This window comes from Massiliimalia timonensis, assembly GCF_900186585.1.
Lineage (GTDB): Bacteria > Bacillota > Clostridia > Oscillospirales > Ruminococcaceae > Massiliimalia > Massiliimalia timonensis.
On the sequence record NZ_FYDD01000003.1, the window covers coordinates 663,812 to 684,794 of the forward strand.

At 50.4% G+C, this 20,983-nt stretch carries 19 protein-coding genes; 5 read left to right on the top strand and 14 right to left on the bottom strand.

Annotated elements, in window-relative coordinates:
- The first annotated feature begins 49 nt into the window (after positions 1-49).
- Together CIB36_RS05255 and CIB36_RS05260 are read left to right on the top strand one after the other, a co-directional pair.
- Positions 50-391, top strand: coding sequence for a PadR family transcriptional regulator (locus CIB36_RS05255; RefSeq protein ID WP_093988486.1), 342 nt, complete (start codon positions 50-52; stop codon positions 389-391).
- The gene (locus CIB36_RS05260; RefSeq protein ID WP_093988487.1) at positions 392-1,375 is read left to right on the top strand and encodes an HAAS signaling domain-containing protein; all 984 of its coding nucleotides are present in this window, start codon (positions 392-394) and stop codon (positions 1,373-1,375) included. It abuts the gene before it with no gap.
- Between the two features lie 48 nt (positions 1,376-1,423).
- Here the strand turns inward: CIB36_RS05260 and hemL are convergent, their stop codons facing one another.
- The 6 genes from hemL to CIB36_RS05290 all read right to left on the bottom strand — a co-directional run bounded on the left by hemL (position 1,424) and on the right by CIB36_RS05290 (position 8,414).
- Positions 1,424-2,701, bottom strand: a complete 1,278-nt coding sequence (hemL, locus tag CIB36_RS05265; RefSeq protein ID WP_093988488.1) for a glutamate-1-semialdehyde 2,1-aminomutase — start codon at positions 2,699-2,701, stop codon at positions 1,424-1,426.
- Between the two features lie 13 nt (positions 2,702-2,714).
- Positions 2,715-3,698 carry a porphobilinogen synthase gene (gene hemB, locus CIB36_RS05270; RefSeq protein WP_093988489.1) on the bottom strand — a complete coding sequence of 328 codons (984 nt, stop codon included), beginning with the start codon at positions 3,696-3,698 and terminating at the stop codon, positions 2,715-2,717.
- Positions 3,699-3,702: 4 nt separating this feature from the next.
- Complete coding sequence (gene cobA, locus CIB36_RS05275) at positions 3,703-5,205, bottom strand: uroporphyrinogen-III C-methyltransferase (RefSeq protein WP_093988490.1); 1,503 nt, start codon at positions 5,203-5,205, stop codon at positions 3,703-3,705.
- Complete coding sequence (hemC, locus tag CIB36_RS05280) at positions 5,205-6,086, bottom strand: hydroxymethylbilane synthase (protein ID WP_093988491.1); 882 nt, start codon at positions 6,084-6,086, stop codon at positions 5,205-5,207. Before hemC ends, cobA begins: the two co-directional genes overlap by 1 nt.
- A 27-nt stretch (positions 6,087-6,113) precedes the next feature.
- Complete coding sequence (hemA, locus tag CIB36_RS05285) at positions 6,114-7,352, bottom strand: glutamyl-tRNA reductase (RefSeq protein WP_093988492.1); 1,239 nt, start codon at positions 7,350-7,352, stop codon at positions 6,114-6,116.
- 138 nt (positions 7,353-7,490) lie between these two features.
- Positions 7,491-8,414, bottom strand: a complete 924-nt coding sequence (locus tag CIB36_RS05290) for a (4Fe-4S)-binding protein (protein ID WP_093988493.1) — start codon at positions 8,412-8,414, stop codon at positions 7,491-7,493.
- A gap of 129 nt (positions 8,415-8,543) precedes the next feature.
- Between CIB36_RS05290 and CIB36_RS05295 the strand changes: the two genes are divergently transcribed.
- The 3 genes from CIB36_RS05295 to xylB all read left to right on the top strand — a co-directional run bounded on the left by CIB36_RS05295 (position 8,544) and on the right by xylB (position 12,350).
- Positions 8,544-9,494, top strand: coding sequence for a LysR family transcriptional regulator (locus CIB36_RS05295; RefSeq protein ID WP_093988494.1), 951 nt, complete (start codon positions 8,544-8,546; stop codon positions 9,492-9,494).
- Positions 9,491-10,645, top strand: coding sequence for an ROK family transcriptional regulator (locus CIB36_RS05300; RefSeq protein ID WP_093988495.1), 1,155 nt, complete (start codon positions 9,491-9,493; stop codon positions 10,643-10,645). The genes CIB36_RS05295 and CIB36_RS05300 overlap by 4 nt, the downstream gene beginning before the upstream one ends.
- 175 nt (positions 10,646-10,820) lie before the next feature.
- A complete protein-coding gene (gene xylB / locus CIB36_RS05305; protein WP_093988496.1) occupies positions 10,821-12,350 on the top strand; it encodes a xylulokinase in 1,530 nt (509 codons plus the stop codon).
- Between the two features lie 58 nt (positions 12,351-12,408).
- Here the strand turns inward: xylB and CIB36_RS05310 are convergent, their stop codons facing one another.
- The 8 genes from CIB36_RS05310 to CIB36_RS05345 all read right to left on the bottom strand — a co-directional run bounded on the left by CIB36_RS05310 (position 12,409) and on the right by CIB36_RS05345 (position 20,883).
- A complete protein-coding gene (locus CIB36_RS05310) occupies positions 12,409-13,749 on the bottom strand; it encodes an MATE family efflux transporter (RefSeq protein WP_093988497.1) in 1,341 nt (446 codons plus the stop codon).
- Positions 13,750-13,957: 208 nt separating this feature from the next.
- Positions 13,958-14,668, bottom strand: coding sequence for a putative ABC transporter permease (locus CIB36_RS05315; RefSeq protein ID WP_093988498.1), 711 nt, complete (start codon positions 14,666-14,668; stop codon positions 13,958-13,960).
- 32 nt (positions 14,669-14,700) lie between these two features.
- On the bottom strand, positions 14,701-15,123 hold the full coding sequence (locus CIB36_RS05320) for a hypothetical protein (protein ID WP_093988499.1): 423 nt from the start codon (positions 15,121-15,123) through the stop codon (positions 14,701-14,703).
- A 254-nt stretch (positions 15,124-15,377) separates the two neighbouring features.
- On the bottom strand, positions 15,378-16,040 hold the full coding sequence (locus CIB36_RS05325; protein WP_093988500.1) for a DUF6320 domain-containing protein: 663 nt from the start codon (positions 16,038-16,040) through the stop codon (positions 15,378-15,380).
- Between the two features lie 16 nt (positions 16,041-16,056).
- Positions 16,057-17,313 (bottom strand): hypothetical protein, encoded by a 1,257-nt coding sequence (locus CIB36_RS05330; RefSeq protein WP_093988501.1) that lies wholly within the window; start codon positions 17,311-17,313, stop codon positions 16,057-16,059.
- A complete protein-coding gene (locus CIB36_RS05335) occupies positions 17,288-18,241 on the bottom strand; it encodes an alpha/beta hydrolase (RefSeq protein ID WP_093988502.1) in 954 nt (317 codons plus the stop codon). The genes CIB36_RS05330 and CIB36_RS05335 overlap by 26 nt, the downstream gene beginning before the upstream one ends.
- A 107-nt stretch (positions 18,242-18,348) precedes the next feature.
- Positions 18,349-18,723, bottom strand: a complete 375-nt coding sequence (locus CIB36_RS05340) for a hypothetical protein (protein ID WP_093988503.1) — start codon at positions 18,721-18,723, stop codon at positions 18,349-18,351.
- 63 nt (positions 18,724-18,786) lie between these two features.
- Positions 18,787-20,883 carry a glycoside hydrolase family 36 protein gene (locus tag CIB36_RS05345; protein WP_093988504.1) on the bottom strand — a complete coding sequence of 699 codons (2,097 nt, stop codon included), beginning with the start codon at positions 20,881-20,883 and terminating at the stop codon, positions 18,787-18,789.
- Positions 20,884-20,983 lie beyond the last annotated feature (100 nt).

Below are 20,983 nucleotides of genomic sequence, written 5' to 3' on the forward strand. Positions count from 1 at the left end.
TATTGACAATAGTGTATATCATACAGTATAATGTGATTGAGGTGATGACATGGCGCAAGAACGGGAGCTGCTTTCAGCCTTGGTACTGGAGCTGCGAAGAGGAACGCTGATTTTAAGCGTCCTCAGCCAACTGAAGGATTTGGAATATGGCTATTCTTTGGTGCAGAAACTGAATCAAAAAGGGGTTGCGATCGATCCTAGTACGCTATATCCTTTATTAAGGCGGCTTGAAAAGCAGGGGCTTTTGTGCAGCAGGTGGGACACCAGTGAAACGAAACCGCGAAAATATTATCAGCGAACTGAATTTGGCGATACAGTTTATGCTTCGTTAAAACAGCAATGGGGACAAATGACAAAAACCATGGAAGAATTGTTATGGGAGGATAAATAGATGGACGGTCAGCATTACATGGAACGGTATATTCAGGAGGTCGTGCGCCGGCTCCCTAAGGGGCAGCGGGCTGAGATCGCCTTGGAATTGCAGGAAATGATTCAGGAAATGCTTTCTGCCGACGGGGAAGAAGCGACAGTGGAAAGCGTACTACTAAAGCTTGGCCCGCCCAAAGAACTGGCAAAAAAATACCGGGATGACCGGCGGTATCTGGTTAGCCCGGAATATTTTGACAACTATCTTTGGGTTTTGCGGATCGTTTTACTTTGTGTTGGGCTATCTGTAATCTTTTCAGCGGTCGTCAATTTTTTCCTTGACCCCAAACAGGCAAAGGAGGCAGCTATGGAGCTGTTATATCTGCCCTCCGGCTTACTGGCGGCTTTTGGCGCAGTGACATTGTTGTTTGTGATATTAGAACGGCTCCATGTAAAGTTTGAGCCTTCCCAGTCCAGTCCTTGGAACCCCAGCCAGCTCCCGCCGCTGCTCCAAAAGAAAGCAGTCATCAGCAGATCAGACACAGTAGTAGGCTTAGTTTTCATTGTACTGTTTTGCATGCTTTTGACCTTTGCGCCGCAGGTGTTCAGCCTGTACCTGTTTTCGGATTCTAAAGAACTGACGATGATCCCTGTCTTTGACATGGAGCATTGGAACGTGATCCTTCCGTTGATCTTGGCCAGCATGATGATCGGCCTTGTGGATGAGGTGGTGAAGCTGGTCACAGGCAGATACTGCGGAGCAGTGCTGGCAGTAAATGCAGTCACGAATTTGTGCCAAGTCATGTTAAGCTTCGTGGTTCTGAAAATGATCCCGTTTTGGAATCCGGAATTTTTTTCTTGGCTGCGGAAAAAATGCGATATACCGGATCTTTTGCCCTACATCACGGAGGAAGCGTTTTCCAACCTATTTCTAGGGCTGATCGTCTTCGGCACAGCGCTGGAGTTAGGAACGACCGCCTATAAATCCCTACGGTACGGTAAAAATTAAGAATACAAACAGAAAAAAGGAACTGCAAGTTGCAGTTCCTTTTTTCGTTTAATCCCAAAATTCTTCTGCTGTGTGCAGCAGGAAATCAATATCTTTCATGGTGTGTGCGTTGGATAAAAAGACCGCTTCAAACTGGGAGGGTGCTAAATAGATCCCGTGCTCCAGCATATGGCGGAAATAGGCTCCAAACGCCGCAGTATCCGAGGATTTTGCAGTTTGGTAGTCGGTTACAGCTTCCTTGGTAAAGAACAGGCAGGCGAGGGAACCGACCCCGGTCACCGTGCAGGGCAGGTCGTGACACTGTATCATTTGCTTCAGGCCGTTCCTGAGATGCTCTCCAAGGGCAAACAGATGATCGTATACCTCTGGATGCTCCACAAGCAGGTTTAACTGCGCAAGGCCGGCGGCCATAGCGACAGGGTTCCCGCTTAAAGTCCCAGCCTGGTAGACGGCTCCCACCGGGGAAACCATTTCCATGATCTCTTTCCGGCCTCCATACGCGCCGACCGGCATTCCCGCCCCGACGATTTTTCCAAAGGTAGTCAGGTCCGGGGCAACGCCAAACAGCCCCTGCGCGCCGGAAAGCCCTAACCGGAAGCCGGTGATCACCTCATCGAAGATCAATAAGGCGTTTTCTTTGGTGCAGAGTTCCCGCAGATCCTGCAAAAAGTTGTCTTTCGGGGTGACGACCCCCATGTTTGCCGCAACCGGTTCGATAATAACGGCGGCGATCTGGCGGGGAAATTCTGCAAATAACTTTTTCACACTTTCAAGGTCGTTGTAGCGGGCGGTCAGCGTGTCTTTTGCACAGCCTTCCGGCACGCCGGCGCTGTCTGGTACGCCGGCGGTCATCACGCCCGACCCGGCCTTTACCAGCATGGCGTCGCAATGCCCGTGATAACACCCCTCAAATTTGATGATCTTGTCCCGTCCGGTGAACCCTCTGGCGACCCGAAGCGCTGACATTACAGCCTCGGTGCCGGAGTTTACCATGCGCACCATTTCGACAGAGGGAACTAAACCGCAGATCAGCTCTGCCATTTCCACTTCTGCCGGGGTAGCCGCGCCAAAACTAAGCCCGGACTGGGCGGCATAGACGGCTGCCTGCCGGATCACTGGATGGTTATGCCCTAAGATCATCGGCCCCCATGAGCCGACATAGTCTGTATACTGCCGGCCGTCCACATCCCAGATATGCTGCTGCGTCGCCTTTGACATAAAGCGCGGCCTGCCGCCGACAGCCTGAAATGCCCGGACCGGGCTGTTTACCCCGCCTGGGATCTTTTGCACGGCACGGTCAAATAATGTTTCTGAATGATTCTGCATGGTCATCTTCTCCTTATCCCAGCCTGCCTTCGGCCATATACTGCGCCAGCTCCTTGGCATAGTAAGTGAGCAGGATATCGGCTCCTGCCCGGTAAATGGAAGCAGCGGTCTCACATACAATGGAAGCCTCATCGATCCACCCCTTTTGGGCGGCGGCCTTGATCATGGCGTATTCTCCGCTGACGCTGTAGGCGGCGACTGGAACATCAAATTTCTGTTCTACGGTTTGGATCACATCCAAATAGGAAAGCGCCGGCTTTACCATTAACAGGTCGGCTCCTTCCTCCAGATCCAGCCGGGCTTCTTTGATGGCTTCCTTTTTGTTATGGTAATCCATTTGATAGCTTTTCCGGTCCCCAAAACTGGGTGCGGAGTCTGCCGCTGTCCGGAACGGGCCGTAAAAGGAGGAGGAATATTTCACTGCATAAGATAAAATCGGGATAGAGGAGAAACCGTTTTTGTCCAGTAGGGTGCGGATCGCCGAAACCCTGCCGTCCATCATATCGGAGGGAGCGACCATATCGGAGCCTGCCTGTACGTGGGAAAGCGCTGTTTTTGCCAAAACGGGAAGGGTAGCGTCGTTGTCCACCTCGTGTCCGCAAAGCATTCCGCAGTGTCCGTGCGAGGTGTATTCACACAGGCAGACGTCGGTGATATAGTAAAGGTTTGGAAACTCCTGCTTTGCCATTTTCAATGCTTTTTGTACGATGCCGTCCTCTGCCCATGCGCCGGAAGCAAGCTCGTCCTTTTTCTCTGGGATCCCGAAGAGCATGACTGAGGAAACGCCTGCCTTAGCGACCCGTTCCAGCTCGTAGGGAAGGGTATCCACGCTATAACGGAACTGCCCCGGCATAGCAGAAATTTCCTGGGTAATATTGTTTCCTTCCTGTACAAACAACGGGTAGATCAGGGAAGATTTGTTCATTCTGGTTTCCCGTACCATATTCCTTAACCGGGGATCATACCGCAGACGTCGGGGGCGTTGTAATTGGTCCATGAGATCAGTTCCTTTCTTCTTTTTGATAAGTCTTGAGCAGGGCCTCTATCATGCTGTCGATCGTGGCTTTTTCCGCCTGAATCGTCTTCATGCCGTGCTCCTGCGCTTCGCGGGCAGTCTGTTCGCCGATGCACAGGGCGGTCATGCCCTGATATTGTTCTTTGGAAAGCCTCTCTGTGACCCCGCGTACGGTAGAGGCGCTGGTAAACGCGAAAATATCCTGCGGGGTTACAGGAATGTTGGGCAATGGCTCGGACAAGGTATCATAGATAGGAACGTCGGTAAAAGAAAGCCCAGCTTGACGTAACGGTTCCAGCAGTTCATCTGTCCCGATCTTAGAACGGGGGATCAGCAGCTTTTCATCCGGCCTGCAAACCTTGGCAAGCCCTTCGCCCAAGGCCTTGCCGGTATATTCCTCCGGCAGGTAATCGCAGAGTATCCCGCCGAACTGCAGTACCGCTTTCGCCGTAGCCGGGCCGATCGCCGCAAACTGCAAAAAGGGGAGGTTCCGGCTGTCGATCCCAAACCGGCGAAGCCCTTTGAAAAATCCCTCTGCCCCAGCTGCCGAGGTGAACACCACCCAACGGTATCCGGGCAGGCTTTTGATCGCATTGGACAAGGCTTCGTTGCCCTCCAGCAAAAGCTTGGTGGATATAGAGGGCAGCAGTACTACCTCCGCCCCCAATGCCGAGAGCTTTTCGGCAAGGGAGGAAACGCGCTCACGCGGACGGGTGACCAGCACCCTGCATCCGTGAAGCGGGCGGAATTCCGCCCAGGAAAATTGGGAGGATAAGCCGCATACCTCGCCTACAAGGATCAGCGCCGGGCTTTGTACGCCCGCCTGTACTGCCCGTTCTGGAAGACGCTTTAAGTCGGACACGATGTTCCGTTGCCGAGCCGTGGTGCCGTTTTCTATGACTGCCGCAGGGGTTTGCTCCGCCATGCCGGCACGGATCAACCCCGCGCATATCTCAGGCAGGGAGGACACCCCCATGAAAAAGACGAGTGTTCCGTGCAGCTTGACAAGGGTTTCAAAATCGGGCAGGGAATCATCGCCCCGTTTTCGGTGCGCTGTGATGATATGCAGGGAAGAGCAGTATTCCCGGTGGGTAACAGGAATCCCGGCATAGGCGGGTACTGCGGCGGCAGCGCTGATTCCCGGGACAACTTCAAAGGGAACCCCATGCTTTGCCAGCAATTCCAATTCTTCCCCTCCGCGGCCGAAAATAAACGGGTCGCCGCCCTTTAGCCGTACTACCCGCTTGCCCTGCTGGGCTTCCCGCAGTAAAATCTGATTGATCTCTTCTTGACCGACCGGATGGCATCCGGCGTTTTTGCCAACGTTGATCGTTTGAACAGCAGGGGGGATCATACTTAATATCCCGGCTCCTACCAGACGGTCGTAAACGACAACATCCGCATGCTCGATCAAATATTTTCCTTTGATCGTAAAAAGCCCCGGGTCGCCCGGACCAGCGCCCACCAGCCATACCTTTCCTTGCCTCATCATAAAGCCTCCTGCCGTAGTTTGTTTGCCAGCTTCTCGCCCAGCTGTTCTGCCTGCGAAACAACGCCTGTCAGGGCGCCTGTCGTGACCGCGCCGCCTTCTTCGTGGTAATAAAGACCAGTCAGGGCAAGTTCTTCGCCGTGCACTTCGGCATAAGCCGCTACCGGGGAGGAACAGCCACCGTCCAAGGCGCGCACAAAACTCCGCTCAGCCAAAGAGGTCAGTTTCGAAACAGGGGAGTGGACGCAATCTAAAAAGCTGTAGTCTTCTCCGCGCCGTCCCTGTACTGCCAGCACGCCCTGCCCGGCGGCGGGGATCATTTCAGCCGGGGAAAAATACCGGCTGATCCGCTGTCCCAGCCCTAGGCGATTTAAGCCGCTGGCGGCTAAGATCAGGGAGGTATACTCTCCGTGATCCAGCTTTTTGAGCCTGGTGAGAACATTTCCGCGTACCATTTCATGCTTGGCGTCAGGGAAAAGCTTTTGAAGCTGTAGGATTCGCCTCAGGCTGGACGTACCTACCTTTTCCACGGAGCCGGAGCCGTTTTCCGGGAATACCAGCACATCGCGGGAATCGCCGCGGCGGGAATACGCGACAAGCGGGTAATCAGGGGTTTCTTCCATGGGCAGGTCTTTTAGGCTATGTATAGACAGGTCGATCCTGCCGTCAGCCAAGGCGGCGTCCAGTTCTTTGACAAACAGCCCTTTTCCGCCGATCTGGTCTAAGCGCCGGTCTAAAATAACATCGCCGGTGGTTTTCATGGTAATCAGTTCTATAGAAAGCTCGGGGTGGGCTTTTTCGATTTCCCGGAGCAGGAGCATGGTCTGCTCCACAGCAAGCCGGCTGTCCCGGCTGCCTACCCGAATGGTGCGTTTTGGCATAGGTGTGACCTCTTTCTTCCTAAAGGTTTATTTTTGAAGGCGTTTGGCGCTGTCTGAAAGTGCCCGGAATGATTCTTCTAAAGCGTTTTCTCCCAACTCCTCCCGCAAACCAAACAAAATATTGGAAACTACCTTCGCGGAGGTATTCTGTATTTTCCGGAGCAGTACCTCCTGTTCGGAATCAGACAAAGGATAGGAACGAAGCTCTTTTTTCAGCCGCGCGGCAGTTTCTTTTCCGGACAGCTTGGAAATCTGCTGAACAGCCGGGATATATTGCCGGAAGGAATACCACGTTTCAAATTCTTCCTCAAATTCTGTTAGCACAGCGCGCACAGCCGCAAGCTGGCGTTCTTCCGCTTGCTGGGTCAGGCTGGAAAAGCAGTCCATATCAAACAGGGCGGCAAGGGGAAGGGTTCGGACTTCCGGTTCAATATCCCGTGGGAGAGCAAGATCTAAAAACACGGTTTCCTGCTTTAAAACAGACCTTACCTGCTCTGCGACCAGGGTATGGTGCGGGCTTGTGGTGGCGCTGACCACGATCTGAAAATCACCTAATCTTTTATACCGATCTTCATAAGGGATCACACTGCATCCGGCGGGGATCACGGTGTCCCTGTGTTTGTACTGCCGCAGCGTCATGGTCACTTTTCCGCCTGCCTGTTCTAGGTTAGCGGCTGTGAGCCGCCCGATCTCGCCATTTCCGATCACCAGGCAGGGCTTTCCGGCTACAGAAATATGCTGTTCCTGTAAAAGACGCAGGACAGCCGCCGCAACGGAACGGTCTACTGCGGAACATAAAACAGAGGATTTTACCTTTTTGGCAGCCGTGACCGCCGTGCGGAACAATACCTCCAACACAGTACCGGCACAGTGCTCTTCCCGGGCGATATGAAGGGCGTTTTTGACTTGGGAGATGATCTGGTCGTCGCCAAAAATCTGGGAATGTATCCCACTGGCCAGCTCGCAGAGATAGCGGACCGCATCCATTCCCTGACGGACGGTAAAGTAGGGAAGGTATCCTGTTTCGTCAAGCCCTCTTGCTTCGCACAATAGTTTGACCGGGGAAAGCGCCGTACCGTCCGTCTGATTTCCGCAGACCCACAGCTCGGTGCGGTTACAGGTAGAGATCAGCAGGCACTCGTCAACGCCGGGCTGCCAGCGGATCTGACGCAGGGTGCGGGCAAGGGCAGCCGCAGTAAGGGAAAACGGTTCCCGCTGTGCCACATCTGCTTTATGAAAGTCGATCCCTGCCATTAAAATATTCATCTTCGAGCCTCATTCCGTTGAAATTATTCTTAAAATTTAGTATACCACATTTTTCCCCTCCCGTTAAGTGGCGCGGGCAAAAAATAACAGAACCCGAAAGCGGTATCCTTTCGGGTTCTGTGTCGGCCTTCCAAAACGTTAGTTGGAGGATAAGATCTCCTGCTTACGGCAAAGAAGTTCATTGCCCAAAAGCTGTGCTTCTACCTGCTCAAAGCCCAAACGTTCAATCGTGTTTGAAAAACGTTCGCCCGGTTTTCCTTGCTCCCGGAACAGGAGAATTGCTTTTTCTACAATGTCCAGCACTTCTTCCTTAGAGGTGAAGATCTGGCTCATTGCCCGGCCCTGAGCCACCTGCTTGCCCCATCTTCCGCCTAAATAAATTTTATAGCCGGAGATGCCCTCATCGTTGCAGTGGAAATAACAGTTCCCGATACACCGGCCGCAGTTATTGCAGATGGATTTGTCGATTTTCAGCACACCGTCAACCACTTTTGCGGCATGAACGGGACATACCTCTTCCATTTTACATTTTTTACAACCCTTGCAGGATTCCTGCTGGAAATTCGGAATCCTCTGGCCAATGATCCCAAGGTCGTTCAGGTCCGGTTTTACACAGTTATTCGGACAGCCGCCCACCGCGATCTTAAATTTGTGCGGAAGGGATACATGGTGATAGCCTTCATAAAACCGGTGATGAATCTCTTCGGACAAGGCAAAGGTATCCTGGAGCCCGTATTGGCAGGTGGTACCTTTGCAGGAAACGACCGGGCGCACCTTTGCGCCTGTCCCGCCGGTGACTAGGCCGGCTTGCGCGATAAATTCCTGAAAAGCCGGAATGTCTTCATAAGAGATTCCCGGAACTTCCACGGTAAGGCGGGAAGTAAAAGCGACATCGCCGCTTCCGAATTTTTCCGCCGCTTTTGCAATACAGGCAGTTTGCTCGGCGGTGATCTTTCCGTTTACGGTAATGATCCTGCCGTTAAAACGGTTCGTCCCCTTGTTATTCAAAAAGCCCATTGCTTTGACTGATTTGATCTCCTCTGGTTTTAACGTACATGCCATATCAGTTTACCCTCCAAAAAATTAACGTTGTTTTCCGTACACTATTATAACACTTGCAAGAATAAGAAGAAAATAGTATTATTGAATGAAAGGTATTGGAAAAACCAATAGTGGAAATGGGGGAGTTTCATGACGATCAAACACTTGAAGGTATTTTTAGTGGTTGCAGAAGAAAAAAATATGAGCGTGGCAGCCGGAAAGCTTTTTCTATCCCAGCCAACCGTCAGCCAGACCATTTCCGAGATGGAAAAACATTATGGGGTAAAACTATTTGAACGTTATCCCAAAACATTGTACCTGACCGAAGCGGGAGAACGCTTAAAAGGGTATGCCCAGCATATCGTTGCTTCTTTTGACCGGCTGGATCAAATCATGGCGCAGGCGGCTGAAGAAAAGCAGCTACGGATCGGCGCCAGCGTTACGGTGGGAAACTGCATCATCAGTGAACTGGCCGATCAGCTAAAGCAGGAGTTTCCTAATATCCGTACATTCATCAGGGTGGATAATACCCGTGTGATCGAAAACCAGCTTTTGCAGAACCAGCTCGATGTGGCGGTAGTGGAGGGAGAAATAAAAAGCACAGAGATACTCACCAAGCCTGTCATTGACGACTGCATGGTGCTGGTGTGCAGCCGTTTCCACCCATTTGCAGACAGACGGCATGTTTCGCTCAGAGAACTAGCGGAGGAGCAGTTTATCCTGCGAGAGGAGGGAAGCGGCACCCGCGAGCTGTTTGAAAGCAAAATGAAGGCGGAGGGAGTGCCAGTCCACGTTTGCTGGGAATGCAGTAATTTGGGGAGCATCAAACAGGCGCTGCTGCACAACCATGGGCTTTCGGTGCTTTCGGCACGGCTGGTGGCGGACGAGCTGAGAAGCGGCGAGCTGTGTGTTGTTAAGATAGAGGACTGTGTCTGGAAACGAAGGTTTTGTACTGCCATTCATAAAAATAAACATCTCACAGAAGAATTAGAGGTATTTTTAGAGTTGGCGGGCTGCTATCAGGATCACGGGAATCCCTGCCCGATGCAGGGCTCTGAATTGCTGGGAAACCAGGGCTGCGTGGTGGACTGTGAAGCATGATTGTTGGAGAGGAGGGAAAAACCGTGCCGCAGGTAACGGTAAATAATTTGGAAGTGCGCCGGGCAAACCGCAACCGGATTTATCAATACATTTCCCGAAAGGAACAGGTGTCCAAGCAGGAGATCGCCCATGCTTTGCATATGAGCCTGCCCACTGTAACCCAAAATCTCAAGGATTTAATGGAGCAGGAACTGGTAGAAGAAGCGGGGATGCTGGAATCGACCGGGGGAAGGAAAGCGGCCGCCTATTCCTGCCGGTTTCGGGCACGGGCCGCGATCGGGGTGGATCTGACTAAAAACCATATTTCGGCAGTTGTGGTAGATTTAAAGGGGACCGTACTCAGCCACAAGCGGATCCGCTGTGCTTTTTCTAAAACCGAGGCCTATTTTCACCGGCTAGGGCAGTTGGTGGAGCAGGTGATCGGCTGTGCGGGGGTATCCTCATCCCAGATATTGGGAGTGGGGATTGCGGTGCCGGCAATCGTGTCGCAGGATCACCAGACTATGAGTTACTCTCCGGCTTTAGGGGAAACAAGCTGCCGCTTATCGGATTTTGAGCAGGCCTTGCCCTACCCCTGCTTTTTGTATAACGATGCGAACGCGGCGGGCTTTGCCGAAACATGGAACCATTCCCAGATCGGGAACGTAGCTTATCTTTCTTTAAACTTTACCGTTGGGGGAGCGATCCTGATCGACGGGAAGGTGTATGGCGGTGACGACCGCCGCAGTGCCGAGTTTGGGCACATGACCATCGTACCGGAAGGAGAGCTTTGTTATTGTGGGCAGCGCGGGTGCGCGGACGCATATCTTTCGGCGCAAAGGCTGGCTGAATGTGCAGACGGAAGCGTGGCCTTGTTTTTTGATAAACTGAAAGCCGGGGACGAGCACTGCCGGGAAGTGTGGGACCAGTATGTAAAGGCGCTGGTGCTTACCGTGAATAACCTGCGGATGATCTTTGACTGCAGTGTGATCTTGGGTGGATATGTGGGGTCGTACGCCGAAGATTTTTTGGCAGAGGTAGTGGAAGCGGCGGCGCAGAAAAACACCTTTGAACGCGACGGGGGTTACTTACGCGCCTGTTCTTACCGTTTGGAAGCAACGGCGGTAGGCGCCGGGCTGCAATTTGTAGAACGGTTTATTAAACAGATTTGACCGATAGGCTTTGTTTGAAATCGTGCAGTTTTCTTTTGTGGACTTTGATAAACCGGTTTTCAGGTATTGACAAGGGCCGCTGGTCCGTTGTATCATACTTATAAAGAGTGTTTCATAAAAGTATCACGAAAAGTATTGGTAAAAACTATAAAATCATCAGAAAGAAGGAAAGACCATGAAGTATTTACTGGGAATCGACCTTGGCACCTCTGGAACCAAGACAGTGCTGTTTGACGAAAATGGGACCGCGGTTTGCTCCAAAACGATCGAATATCCGCTTTACCAGCCGCAGAACGGCTGGGCGGAACAGGATCCGCTGGACTGGTGGAATGCCTCGAAGGACGGGATCAAATATGTTGTGACAGAAAGCGGTGTTGACCCGAAAGAAATTGCAGGGCTTGGGATTTCCGGCCAGATGCACGGTCTGGTCATGCTGGACAAGGATGGAAACGTATTAAGAAGATCTATTATCTGGTGCGACCAGAGGACTGCCAAAGAAGTGGAGCAGATGAACCGTGTGGTTGGGGAAAAGCGTCTGATCGAGATCACCGCAAATCCGGCGCTGACTGGATTTACCGCCGCAAAAATTTTATGGGTTCAGAACAATGAACCGGAAATTTATGAAAAATGCGCTCATATCCTTTTGCCGAAGGATTATGTCCGCTACATGCTGACCGGCGAATTTGCGACCGAAGTTTCTGATGCCGCCGGAATGCAGCTGATGGATATTCCGAACCGCTGCTGGTCGGATGAGATTTTAGAAGCGTTCCATATTGATAAATCTCTCCTTGCGAAAATCTATGAATCTCCAGACGTTACCGGGACAGTCCATGCGAAGGCTGCTGAATTGACCGGCCTAGCTGAGGGTACGGTAGTGGTAGGCGGCGCAGGCGACAATGCGGCTGCGGCTGTCGGTACTGGGATCGTCCGGGAAGGGAAAGCGTTCACTACGATCGGTACTTCCGGGGTAGTATACGCGGTTTCTGATAAGGTTTCGATCGACCCGAAGGGGCGGGTACATACCCTTTGCGCCTCTGTCCCGGGTAAGTGGACTGTGATGAGCTGTACCCAAGGGGCTGGGCTGTCCTTAAAATGGCTGCGTGACACCTGTTGCAAACAGGAAGTGGAGGAAGCACAAAAACAGGGCGTCGACCCGTATATCATCATGGATAAATTGGCAGAACAGGTAAAACCAGGTGCCGGTGGACTTTTGTACCTGCCGTATCTTATGGGCGAACGCTCCCCGCATCCGGACCCGGATTGCCGCGGTGTGTTCTTTGGGCTGTCTGCGATGCACGACCGTTCCAATATGATCCGTGCGGTCCTGGAGGGCGTTGTTTATTCCCAGTTGGAGTGCGTTGACGTGTTCCGTGATATGGGCGTTAACATCAATGATATGATGGCCTGCGGCGGCGGCGGAAGAAGCCCGTTGTGGCGTCAAATGCTGGCTGATATGTACGGGATCCCGGTCAGCACCATTCAGGCTGACGAAGGCCCTGCGTTGGGCGTGGCGATTCTGGCAGGCGTTGGCGCCGGGCTGTATCCTTCTGTAGAGGAAGCCTGTGACAAGCTGATCAAGAAAAATAAAACACAGGAACCAATTAAGGAAAACCACGACGCTTACATGGGCTATTATGAACTATACAAAAAACTGTACTGCGATTTGAAAGAGGACTTCAAAACGCTGTCTGCCTTGGATAAGTAAATAAAAAATCCCCCGGAAAGAATCTTCTTTCCGGGGGATTTTTTTATGTTTCCATCATCTATCTAACACCCCATTGGGATATGTACCGCCGGATATAACAGTAGGCGGGAACAAGGAACATATCTGCCAGGACCCAAGCGATTGGGCTGGAGTAGCATGCCGCTGTAAATCCAAACGCCGGTACCAGAAATACGCCGATAAAGCCGCGCGCTACCATTTCGCAGATCCCTGCACAGATTGCCATTTTGCTGTATCCGATCCCTTGGATCAGCAGGCGGAAAATGTTCACCGCTGCCAACGGGATAAAGAAAAACGCACTGATAACAAGGTATTCATATGATTTTGCGATGATCTCGGTCTCAGACGCTTCTACAAACAGGGTGGTCATCGGCTTTCCAAAGAAGATAATCACCACCAGAGAAATAACTGCGTATACGCTCCCGATGATCATGCCGGCTCTTAATCCGGGGTTTAAGCGCTCCACCTTGCGGGCGCCGATATTCTGTCCGCCGTAAGTAGACATTGCGATACCGATCGCATCAAACGCCGTGGAGAAAAAGCCGGACAGCCTACTTGCGGCGGTGACAGCCGCGACTGCGATAGACCCTAATGTGTTGACTGAAGCTTGGAGCACGATCGCCCCAAGCGCTGTAATAGAGGACTGAAGCCCCATGGGAATCCCCATCCCCAACAGGTCCCTGATGATGTCCGGCCGGATCTTCAGATCTTGTTTGGTGATGTGCAGGATATGGAACTTTTTGACTACAAAGATAAAACAGGCAATCCCTGAAACTAGCTGGGAGGTTATGGTCGCAATCGCTGCACCAGCCACCCCCATAGGGATCACGACGATCAAAAACAGGTCCAGTGCGATATTGATGACCGAAGCCAGTACCAGAAAAATTACCGGAGTACGGCTGTCGCCCAATGCACGCAGAAGGCTTGCCATAATGTTATATAAAAAGGTCGCGGGGATCCCGGCAAAAATAATGACGATGTAAATATATGCTTCTTCTATAATATCTTCCGGTGTGCTCATGATCAGCAGGATCCCGCGGCAAAACACCACGGTAACAAGGGTAAATAAAACAGACGCGCCGATAGAAAGCCAGACTGTGTTTCCAATGTAGCGGCGCATATCCTCGAAATTCTTTGCACCGAACGATTGTGCTACAGGGATTGCGAACCCACTGCACAGCCCCAAGCAAAAGCCGATAATCAAAAAGCAGATCGAGCCGGTAGAACCAACTGCCGCCAGAGATTCCTTGCCCAGAAAACGGCCTACGATGATGGCGTCTACCGTGGAATAAAACTGCTGGAATATATTTCCGAAAATAAGTGGAATAGAAAATTTTAACAGCAGCTTAAATGGGGACCCAACGGTCATATCCTTGGTCATGGGGCACTGTCCTTTCTATTTTTTTCTAGCATCTTTATGCGAATTTTATCATAGCACACACCTACTTAACCTGCAATACCTTTTTGAATTTAATTTTGAGGGAAATTTCATGCTGTTTTCCCGGTATTTTTGTGAAATATTTCGTCATTTTTCTAAAGTTTCTTGTAAAGTAAAAAAGCTTCCCATAAAGGGAAGCTTTTTATAAAAACTATTTTGTGATGGATTGCAGAGGGATCCGTTCTTCTCCTTCGACGAATAAAACATTGGTAAAGATTTTTTCCATTCGCTCGTCTGGAAAATGGGAATCGACCCATTCTTCTATAGTATTTTCCGGTGCGATTCCGTGGTGGCGCTCCGACATCCGTGACATTGCCGCCGCTGAAACAGCGATATTTATGATCATAAACACGATCATCCCCACAGTCAGGGGACGGACCAGTATCTCCGGAAGCTTTTGCAGCAGGCTGTGGCAGAGGGGAAACAGCACCTTCATCCAGAAAATCCCTAAAAGCCCCCATATCAGGGACAGCGACAGGTGGATCCGTCCGCCAAGGTTCCAAGAGATCTCACGGTAATCCCAGGAAACGGTCCCGAACATTGTTTCCTGAAACCAGCTACATAAAAATTCAAAAACAGATCCAACAATACAGCTTCCGGCAAACAAAAGGATCAGGCTTTTTTTGGAGATCCAGTACAGGCAGGCTGTCATTCCCAATACCCCCAATCCGTAGACTAGGTTAAAGGGGCCATAAACCAAACCGGAACGGTTTTCATAATAATGATGGGTAATATAAAACCAAGCGATTTCTAAAATCACCCCTAAAAAGCAGCCGATCATAAAGACCCAAAACAAGGTATAAAAGCCCAAGGGTTTTTGAAAATAGTTTTTTTGCCCCAAAAGGGAGGATTGTTTGGACATCAAAAAATTCTCCTTTATATAGAAATGTGAACTTATACACGGTCCAGCCGGAACAAGAATGAAGCGCTGCGCGGCTTTTGGATCATTAAATTGCAAAAGTATGCCGCAGTAGTAAGCGTTAGCCCAACATAAAATTCAGGATATGCCATTTGGAAGCTTTCGGTAATGCTGAAACGTCCGCTGATCGTTCCGATATGCCAATCTAAGAAATAGAACACTTCCATCATGATAATTCCCAGAAATCCCAAGTTGGTCAGCAAAAAGCTATACTTAGGTCCGCCTGCCCAAACCCCAATCAAAATGGCAAGGATACAGCTGATCGTGACAGGATGAAGCAGTACGATGGTACCGGATAGCTCCTGTACTCCCCGTGAACCGCCAAACCATGAAAAAAACATGGAACCGCAAACGATCAGTAAGCTTGTGGTCACAATGATCCGTTCTTGAATCTTCATATCAGTATCCCCCTTATTATGTGGCTATCCTTTTTTCTTATTTCATAGTTTAGCATGGAAATTTCAAGAAAAGCGGCATAAATCCTTAAAATTCCCTTAAAATATGTTTTTGTTGCAGGATATTACTTGACGGGGAAAAGCTTTCAGGAGCGCTTTGTTTCTAGGAACAGTTGATGACGACCGTTTGTTTTTCTATGCTTGAACAGGAGAAAATAACGAAATAGCCGGGACCATTTGCGGTCCCGGCTGTTTCGCTATAGATGCAGTTTTTTTGAAACCTCCCGGTACAGGGCTTTCCAGTTAAAAATCAACTGAATTGAAATGATGATCAGGCTGACGGCCACGCAGATCACCGAGGGAAGAATCACCGTTAAGATACCGGTAAATAAGAAAATCAATGGGATGATCCCGATCACGGCGCATACGATCAAAAGGATCAGGTATTCCTTATCAGGCATGCGGAACACGGTCGCAAGGATAATGACCGCCAGCATCGCTCCGGTACAGACGCAGGGGAATACAAACTCTGCAGACCATCCGTGCCATCCTGTAACGGCATCCCACAAAAAAGCCAGTGCAGAGATCAGCACACATTGCCAGACGATGTTATTCAAGAGCTTCGCCTTTTTTAAAATTCCAACCACAGCCCAAAGCCATCCACAGGCCAAACCAAGCACCGCGAACAAGGACCACCAGATCCCGGCAGGTACTAAAACATTTATAGCCACACAGATAATTGCCCCGGCAATAGCCGAAATGGATAGGATCTGAATGATCCGCTTGATCCGGTTAGGGTTGGGGGCAATGATGGGATAGCTGCGTTCCTTTTCCGGCTCGCCGGAAAGATTTCCTCCGCAAAGAGGGCAATGCTCATGAACTCCCGCTATTTTTGCTTTGCAGGGTTTACAATATAACATAACATAACATCCTCCTTTAATCTGCTGCGCTGTTGCTTTGGATCACTGGTTCGATCCCCATATCGGCAAGGATACGGAAAAAGTTGCGTTGAATATCTGTTTCTTCAAAGCTGGAGCTGAAGCCTACCGATAACGTATCTCCGCAGGTACAGATGCATGCTTGCAGCTTTGTGGTGCTGGCAAATACCGACATATGGTGCACATAAGGCAGGATCTGCTGGGGAAGGCCGGTCTTTCCGATATTGGATACGACTATTGTTTCCCCGGTATCCGATGAGCGCCTTGCTATTTTGAGAAAAAAGTTTTTGACGGACAAGGGAATCACTTTGACTGCCGGATTGCGTTCTACCGCCATATACCCGCTGATAATGCCGCTGAGGTGTTCTTCGGTCAATTCACGGGAAAAGGATTCGCTTAAGGAACGGATGATCTGCTGCAAATCGTCCGGCCCATGCCCAAACTGATAAGACACACGGATATTTCCAAAGAAATTGCGCAGGGTATCCGAGGTAAAATACTGCCGCAGATTGACCGGAACAGTGATCACGATCGGCTTTTTTTCCTTGTAAAGGAGCATTTCTTGATGAATAGACAAAATAAGTACTGCGCAGAGAAAGACGGTCAGGGTGGCGTGATAAGACTTTGCCAGCGCCAATACCTTGCTGCATGGCAGCAGCCCTTCGATAACTGTATATCTCTCTGTTCGGGTTCCGGTAAGATGATAGACGCCGCGGGGCTTTTTCCCCTTTTTCTTCGCTACCTTTTTGTAATACTTTTTGAAGCTGTCTTCGGTGCTGGAGGAAATGGATACAGGAGTGATCTCGTCTGCAAGGTCTGCCCGGACAGTATCGGGATGTACGATAGACAAATAGGAGCACACCAGATATTTTAAGAAGAGCATAACGCCTGTGCCATCCGCAAGCGCGTGATAGGTTTCCAGGTTGATCCGGTTGTGATAGTAGCTGACGTCAAATAAAAGGTGCCGCTGATTGCGGTAAAACAGTTGGGAGCAAACCCCGGTATTTTCTTCGTGGCACGTCGGTTTTAGCTCACTTGGTTCCAAATAGTACCAAAACAGCCCGTTTCTTAGGATATAGAGAAAATGCGGAAATTTAACGAGGGTCTTTTCCAACGCAGTTTGCAGTACGGATTCCTGAACAGGTTCGTTCAATTCGCAGGAAAAACGGAATACCCCTGTTTCATGTTTACTGCTGGTAGCAGGGAAGATCTTTCCTGCATTATCCAGCTTAAGCCAGCGGCTTGACTGATTCATGCTGTTCGCTCCTATTTAAAAATGTATTGATCAAATCGTGGGCACGCCGGACATGCACATATCCGATCCCAAGGCTCATAAAGCCGTGCAGGGCGTCTTTCATCCGGTAAAGAGTGACATGGTTTCCCGCTTCCTGTAATTTCAAAGCATAGGCCTCGCCTTCATCACGTAAAGGGTCAAATTCGGCGGTGATGAGCAGGGTGTCAGGCTGATGGGAAAGATCTTCAGCCATCAGCGGGGAAAAATATGGATCTACCAAGTCGTCGTCATTGCGTTTATACAGGTCGATATACTCGCAGATGCGCCGTGAAGTCAGCAGATAGTCGCTTCCATTTTCTTTGACCGAGGGAAAAGGGGAGGCGTCGCTGTGATCATAATAAGTTGCCGGATAAATTAATATTTGCCGTTCCACGGAAAAAACACCTTCATCCCGCGCTTTTAGCGAAACCGCCGCGGCAAGGTTCCCGCCGGCGCTGTCGCCGACCAAAGTGATTTTTCCAGGCGCAAAGCCAAAGCTTTTTGGCGTTAAAAAAAGCCTTTGCGCAACGGCATAACAATCTTCGAGCCCATTGGGAAAGGGGCTTTCCGGGGCAAGGCGGTAATCTACCGACACGACCCTGTGCCGGGTAGCCTGTGCCAGCGCCGTGCACACCTTATGATATGTGTCGATGTTTTCAGTTACCCAGCCGCCGCCATGGAAAAATAAAAGTGTCCCCTCCGCTTTTTGCTGGAGCGGAAAATAGATGCGGGTCAATATTTTCCTGCCTTCAGAAACGACGATATGGTCTTGCCAATCCTGCTTATGCGGTGAAACTTTCGGTGCAGCTAGGTTTTGGAGAGACCGCTGGAGCTGGTATGTTTTACGGATGTCAATATCAGGATAAGAAAGCGCTTTTAAAGCAAGCTTCATAAATTTATTGATTGCCATTTGTTTCCTTTCCGTACACTATGACGGGAATTATTTGATGGATTTGGATTGGTTTTACAGGTAAAAACGTTTGGGAATGGCCCAAACCCCTTTACAAAAGAGGGGATCTACCGAGTACCTGTCAAAATAAAATGGATCAGTCGTTCTACATCGTCAAATTCATCGTAGTCGCCATTTATGCCATTTCGATGATATGCAATCCCTTTTTTCTCATTTTCTTCTAAGCAGTCTAATAATTTAGCCACTCCATATCTTTTTACAAATACAGTGAAAGCATACGGTTTTATTTTGTTTAACAGCTCTTTTTTACAATCTTCCTGACACATATAACAGGCAGGGAGATCCTTTTCCATGGAGCATGTTTTATTTTCGCATCTGTCATGATCAGGGCATTCATTTGAGCCGCACCCTTTGCATGTTATATTTTCTGAGCACAAGCAGCACGCAAGGCCGCATCTTGCGATCCCTAATTCTCGTTTCATAAGTATATTCTCCACTATCTATCGTTTTCAGAAGTGAAAGCCCCACACCGGGGAAAACTATCTTTAAAGCGTAAACTCAAAGAGCCTTGCGGCAGGATAAGAAGCGGTATGCACCGTTAACGTCCCGTTCTGGTATTGATAGGCGCACAGTTCTTCTTTTGGGTAAATGACCTTGACAGACACCGGCTCCCGGTCAAAAGGAAGCGGGATTTCAGCATCCTGCTGCCGTGTGAAAAAGACGGAGAGGTAACACTTCTTCCCGCAGCGCAGGCCGTAGGAGAGCACCGCGTCACGGATGTCCGCAAACCCCAAAGGGAAGAAGGGCAGGCCCTTTGCGATTTCGGGACGGAGCCGCTTATAGAGCGTGATCCCTTCTCGCAGGCGGTCAAGGGAAGGCTGCGACAATGCCCATACCTTCCCGCTGATGTAAGGCCGGAGCAACAAGCCGTTGACCATGTTAAAAAGGACGTGTTCCTCTTCATCTTCATATGGGTATACCCACATTCCAGCCTGTTCCGGTGTGACGGCGCTGGCGGCATTTGCGGCAATATATGCGTTGTAGCAGTAATCGGTTTGGTCGCTGGTGGATTGCAGGCTTTGCCCCTGGAGCATTCCGTAGTCCATCCTCATGCCGCCGCTTCCACAGTTTTCGATCACCAAAAACGGATATTTCCGGTAAAGAGCCGCATACCAGCCATATAAGGCACGGACATGCTCCAGCAGGGCATCCCCGCAGGAATCGCTTTGATATTCCGATCCAAACAGGGTGGTGACATTGTAATCTACCTTAAAAAATTCCACACCGTAGTCCAAGATCAGCCGGTCTATGACAGAGGTGGCGTAATTTCTGACAGCCGGGTTCCGGAAATCCAGCAGATAACGCTTGTTGTCGATATGCCGCTTTCCGCCGCGCTGGAAGAACCAATCATCCGGAAGCTGGGAGGCAAGCTCACAGGCGGTGCCCATAACTTCGATCTCGATCCAAAGACCGGGTTTCATCCCCTTTTTCCGGACGTAATCCAAGGTGTGTTTCAGCCCGTGGGGGAAACGCTCTGGAGATTCTTTCCATTCCCCGACCCGGTCCCACCAATAGCCTTTGTCGTACCAGCCGGCGTCAATGCAGTAGTACTCACAGCCCAGATCGGCGGCAAGGTCTATCATCGGGAGTTCTTTTTCTTCGGTTGGATCACCGTCCAGACAGTTCATAAAATCGTTGAATACCAGATTCAGCCTCCGGTCATCCTCGTTGGGGCGGCGGATAGCACGGCGGTATTTGGTCAGCTCTGCTGCCGCTTCGCTGACAGAGCCTGTTGTCACGCCGCAGGATGCTGTCACGGTCTGGAAGGTATCGCCCGGCTTTAACGATTTGTGCCAGTGTCCTTCGTTCTCGGTAGGGCCGCTTAAAGTGAGGGAAAGCTGATGGCGTTCCACTGTTGTATATTCCGCTTCCCAGCCGCAGGAGCTTTCGATCTGCCAGTAATAGATCTCCCCGCACTCGGTATCCTCGGCCATCCCCATTGGAAGATAATCCGCCGATGACCAAGAGCCGTAGCTGCCGTAATGGAAGCGGGAGGTCCCAACTCCGGGCTGGCTGTTATACCCGTCGACCAGCATCCGGCTGATCCCCAATTCCTCGATCGAAAACTTTTTCCACTGCGCTTCACAGCACCAGCTGTTCTGCGGCAGGTAGACTTCGGTCTTGTAAGGGAAGGCAAGCTTTCCGCCGGTGCAAAGGCACGGGCAGCGGAAAGAGGAAACATATTCCAGAGAAATGTCCTGTGTGCCGCGGTTTGTCAGGTCTGCCCAAGTGCGTACGATATTTATTTCATTAAAAAACTGGATGTGATAGACGACCTCTAATCCTTCGGGGGAAGAAAGGGTGAACTCCAGCTTTTTTCCCCAGCCGTTTTGGGTTTCTCTCCTGCTTTCGTATTGCAGACGGGCAGAGGTACCACCCGAATAATGCTTGTAACCGTGAAAATGGTCTGACATTTCCCCGGTGCAGTAAATTTCAATGGGAGAAAGGTAGGGCGAGGCGCAGACAACCGGGGCCTCCCCGCGGGAAACAGGGGCAAATCCCTGCATGGTAAGACAGTTTTCCCCCGTGATCAGGAAATCCACGCGCAGGGAATTACTGGTGACGGTAATCGGTTTTGACATGGTACAAACCTCTTTTTCAATAAAATCAGTCAGCTATAGTATAGCACGGCGGGATTAAAAATGCTATACTAAAACTGTGAACAAGTCATGAGGCAAAGCG

Bases quoted from the DNA above. Each gene is read 5' to 3' on its own strand.
- CIB36_RS05300 (WP_093988495.1), top strand. From the start codon at position 9,491: ATGATTGTTGGAGAGGAGGGAAAAACCGTGCCGCAGGTAACGGTAAAT.
- CIB36_RS05310 (WP_093988497.1), bottom strand. From the start codon at position 13,749: ATGACCAAGGATATGACCGTTGGGTCCCCATTTAAGCTGCTGTTAAAA.
- CIB36_RS05295 (WP_093988494.1), top strand. From the start codon at position 8,544: ATGACGATCAAACACTTGAAGGTATTTTTAGTGGTTGCAGAAGAAAAA.
- CIB36_RS05315 (WP_093988498.1), bottom strand. From the start codon at position 14,668: ATGTCCAAACAATCCTCCCTTTTGGGGCAAAAAAACTATTTTCAAAAA.
- CIB36_RS05325 (WP_093988500.1), bottom strand. From the start codon at position 16,040: ATGTTATATTGTAAACCCTGCAAAGCAAAAATAGCGGGAGTTCATGAG.
- hemA (WP_093988492.1), bottom strand. From the start codon at position 7,352: ATGAATATTTTAATGGCAGGGATCGACTTTCATAAAGCAGATGTGGCA.
- CIB36_RS05330 (WP_093988501.1), bottom strand. From the start codon at position 17,313: ATGAATCAGTCAAGCCGCTGGCTTAAGCTGGATAATGCAGGAAAGATC.
- CIB36_RS05290 (WP_093988493.1), bottom strand. From the start codon at position 8,414: ATGGCATGTACGTTAAAACCAGAGGAGATCAAATCAGTCAAAGCAATG.
- xylB (WP_093988496.1), top strand. From the start codon at position 10,821: ATGAAGTATTTACTGGGAATCGACCTTGGCACCTCTGGAACCAAGACA.
- hemB (WP_093988489.1), bottom strand. From the start codon at position 3,698: ATGGACCAATTACAACGCCCCCGACGTCTGCGGTATGATCCCCGGTTA.
- CIB36_RS05340 (WP_093988503.1), bottom strand. From the start codon at position 18,723: ATGAAACGAGAATTAGGGATCGCAAGATGCGGCCTTGCGTGCTGCTTG.
- hemL (WP_093988488.1), bottom strand. From the start codon at position 2,701: ATGCAGAATCATTCAGAAACATTATTTGACCGTGCCGTGCAAAAGATC.
- CIB36_RS05260 (WP_093988487.1), top strand. From the start codon at position 392: ATGGACGGTCAGCATTACATGGAACGGTATATTCAGGAGGTCGTGCGC.
- cobA (WP_093988490.1), bottom strand. From the start codon at position 5,205: ATGAGGCAAGGAAAGGTATGGCTGGTGGGCGCTGGTCCGGGCGACCCG.
- hemC (WP_093988491.1), bottom strand. From the start codon at position 6,086: ATGCCAAAACGCACCATTCGGGTAGGCAGCCGGGACAGCCGGCTTGCT.
- CIB36_RS05255 (WP_093988486.1), top strand. From the start codon at position 50: ATGGCGCAAGAACGGGAGCTGCTTTCAGCCTTGGTACTGGAGCTGCGA.
- CIB36_RS05320 (WP_093988499.1), bottom strand. From the start codon at position 15,123: ATGAAGATTCAAGAACGGATCATTGTGACCACAAGCTTACTGATCGTT.
- CIB36_RS05345 (WP_093988504.1), bottom strand. From the start codon at position 20,883: ATGTCAAAACCGATTACCGTCACCAGTAATTCCCTGCGCGTGGATTTC.
- CIB36_RS05335 (WP_093988502.1), bottom strand. From the start codon at position 18,241: ATGGCAATCAATAAATTTATGAAGCTTGCTTTAAAAGCGCTTTCTTAT.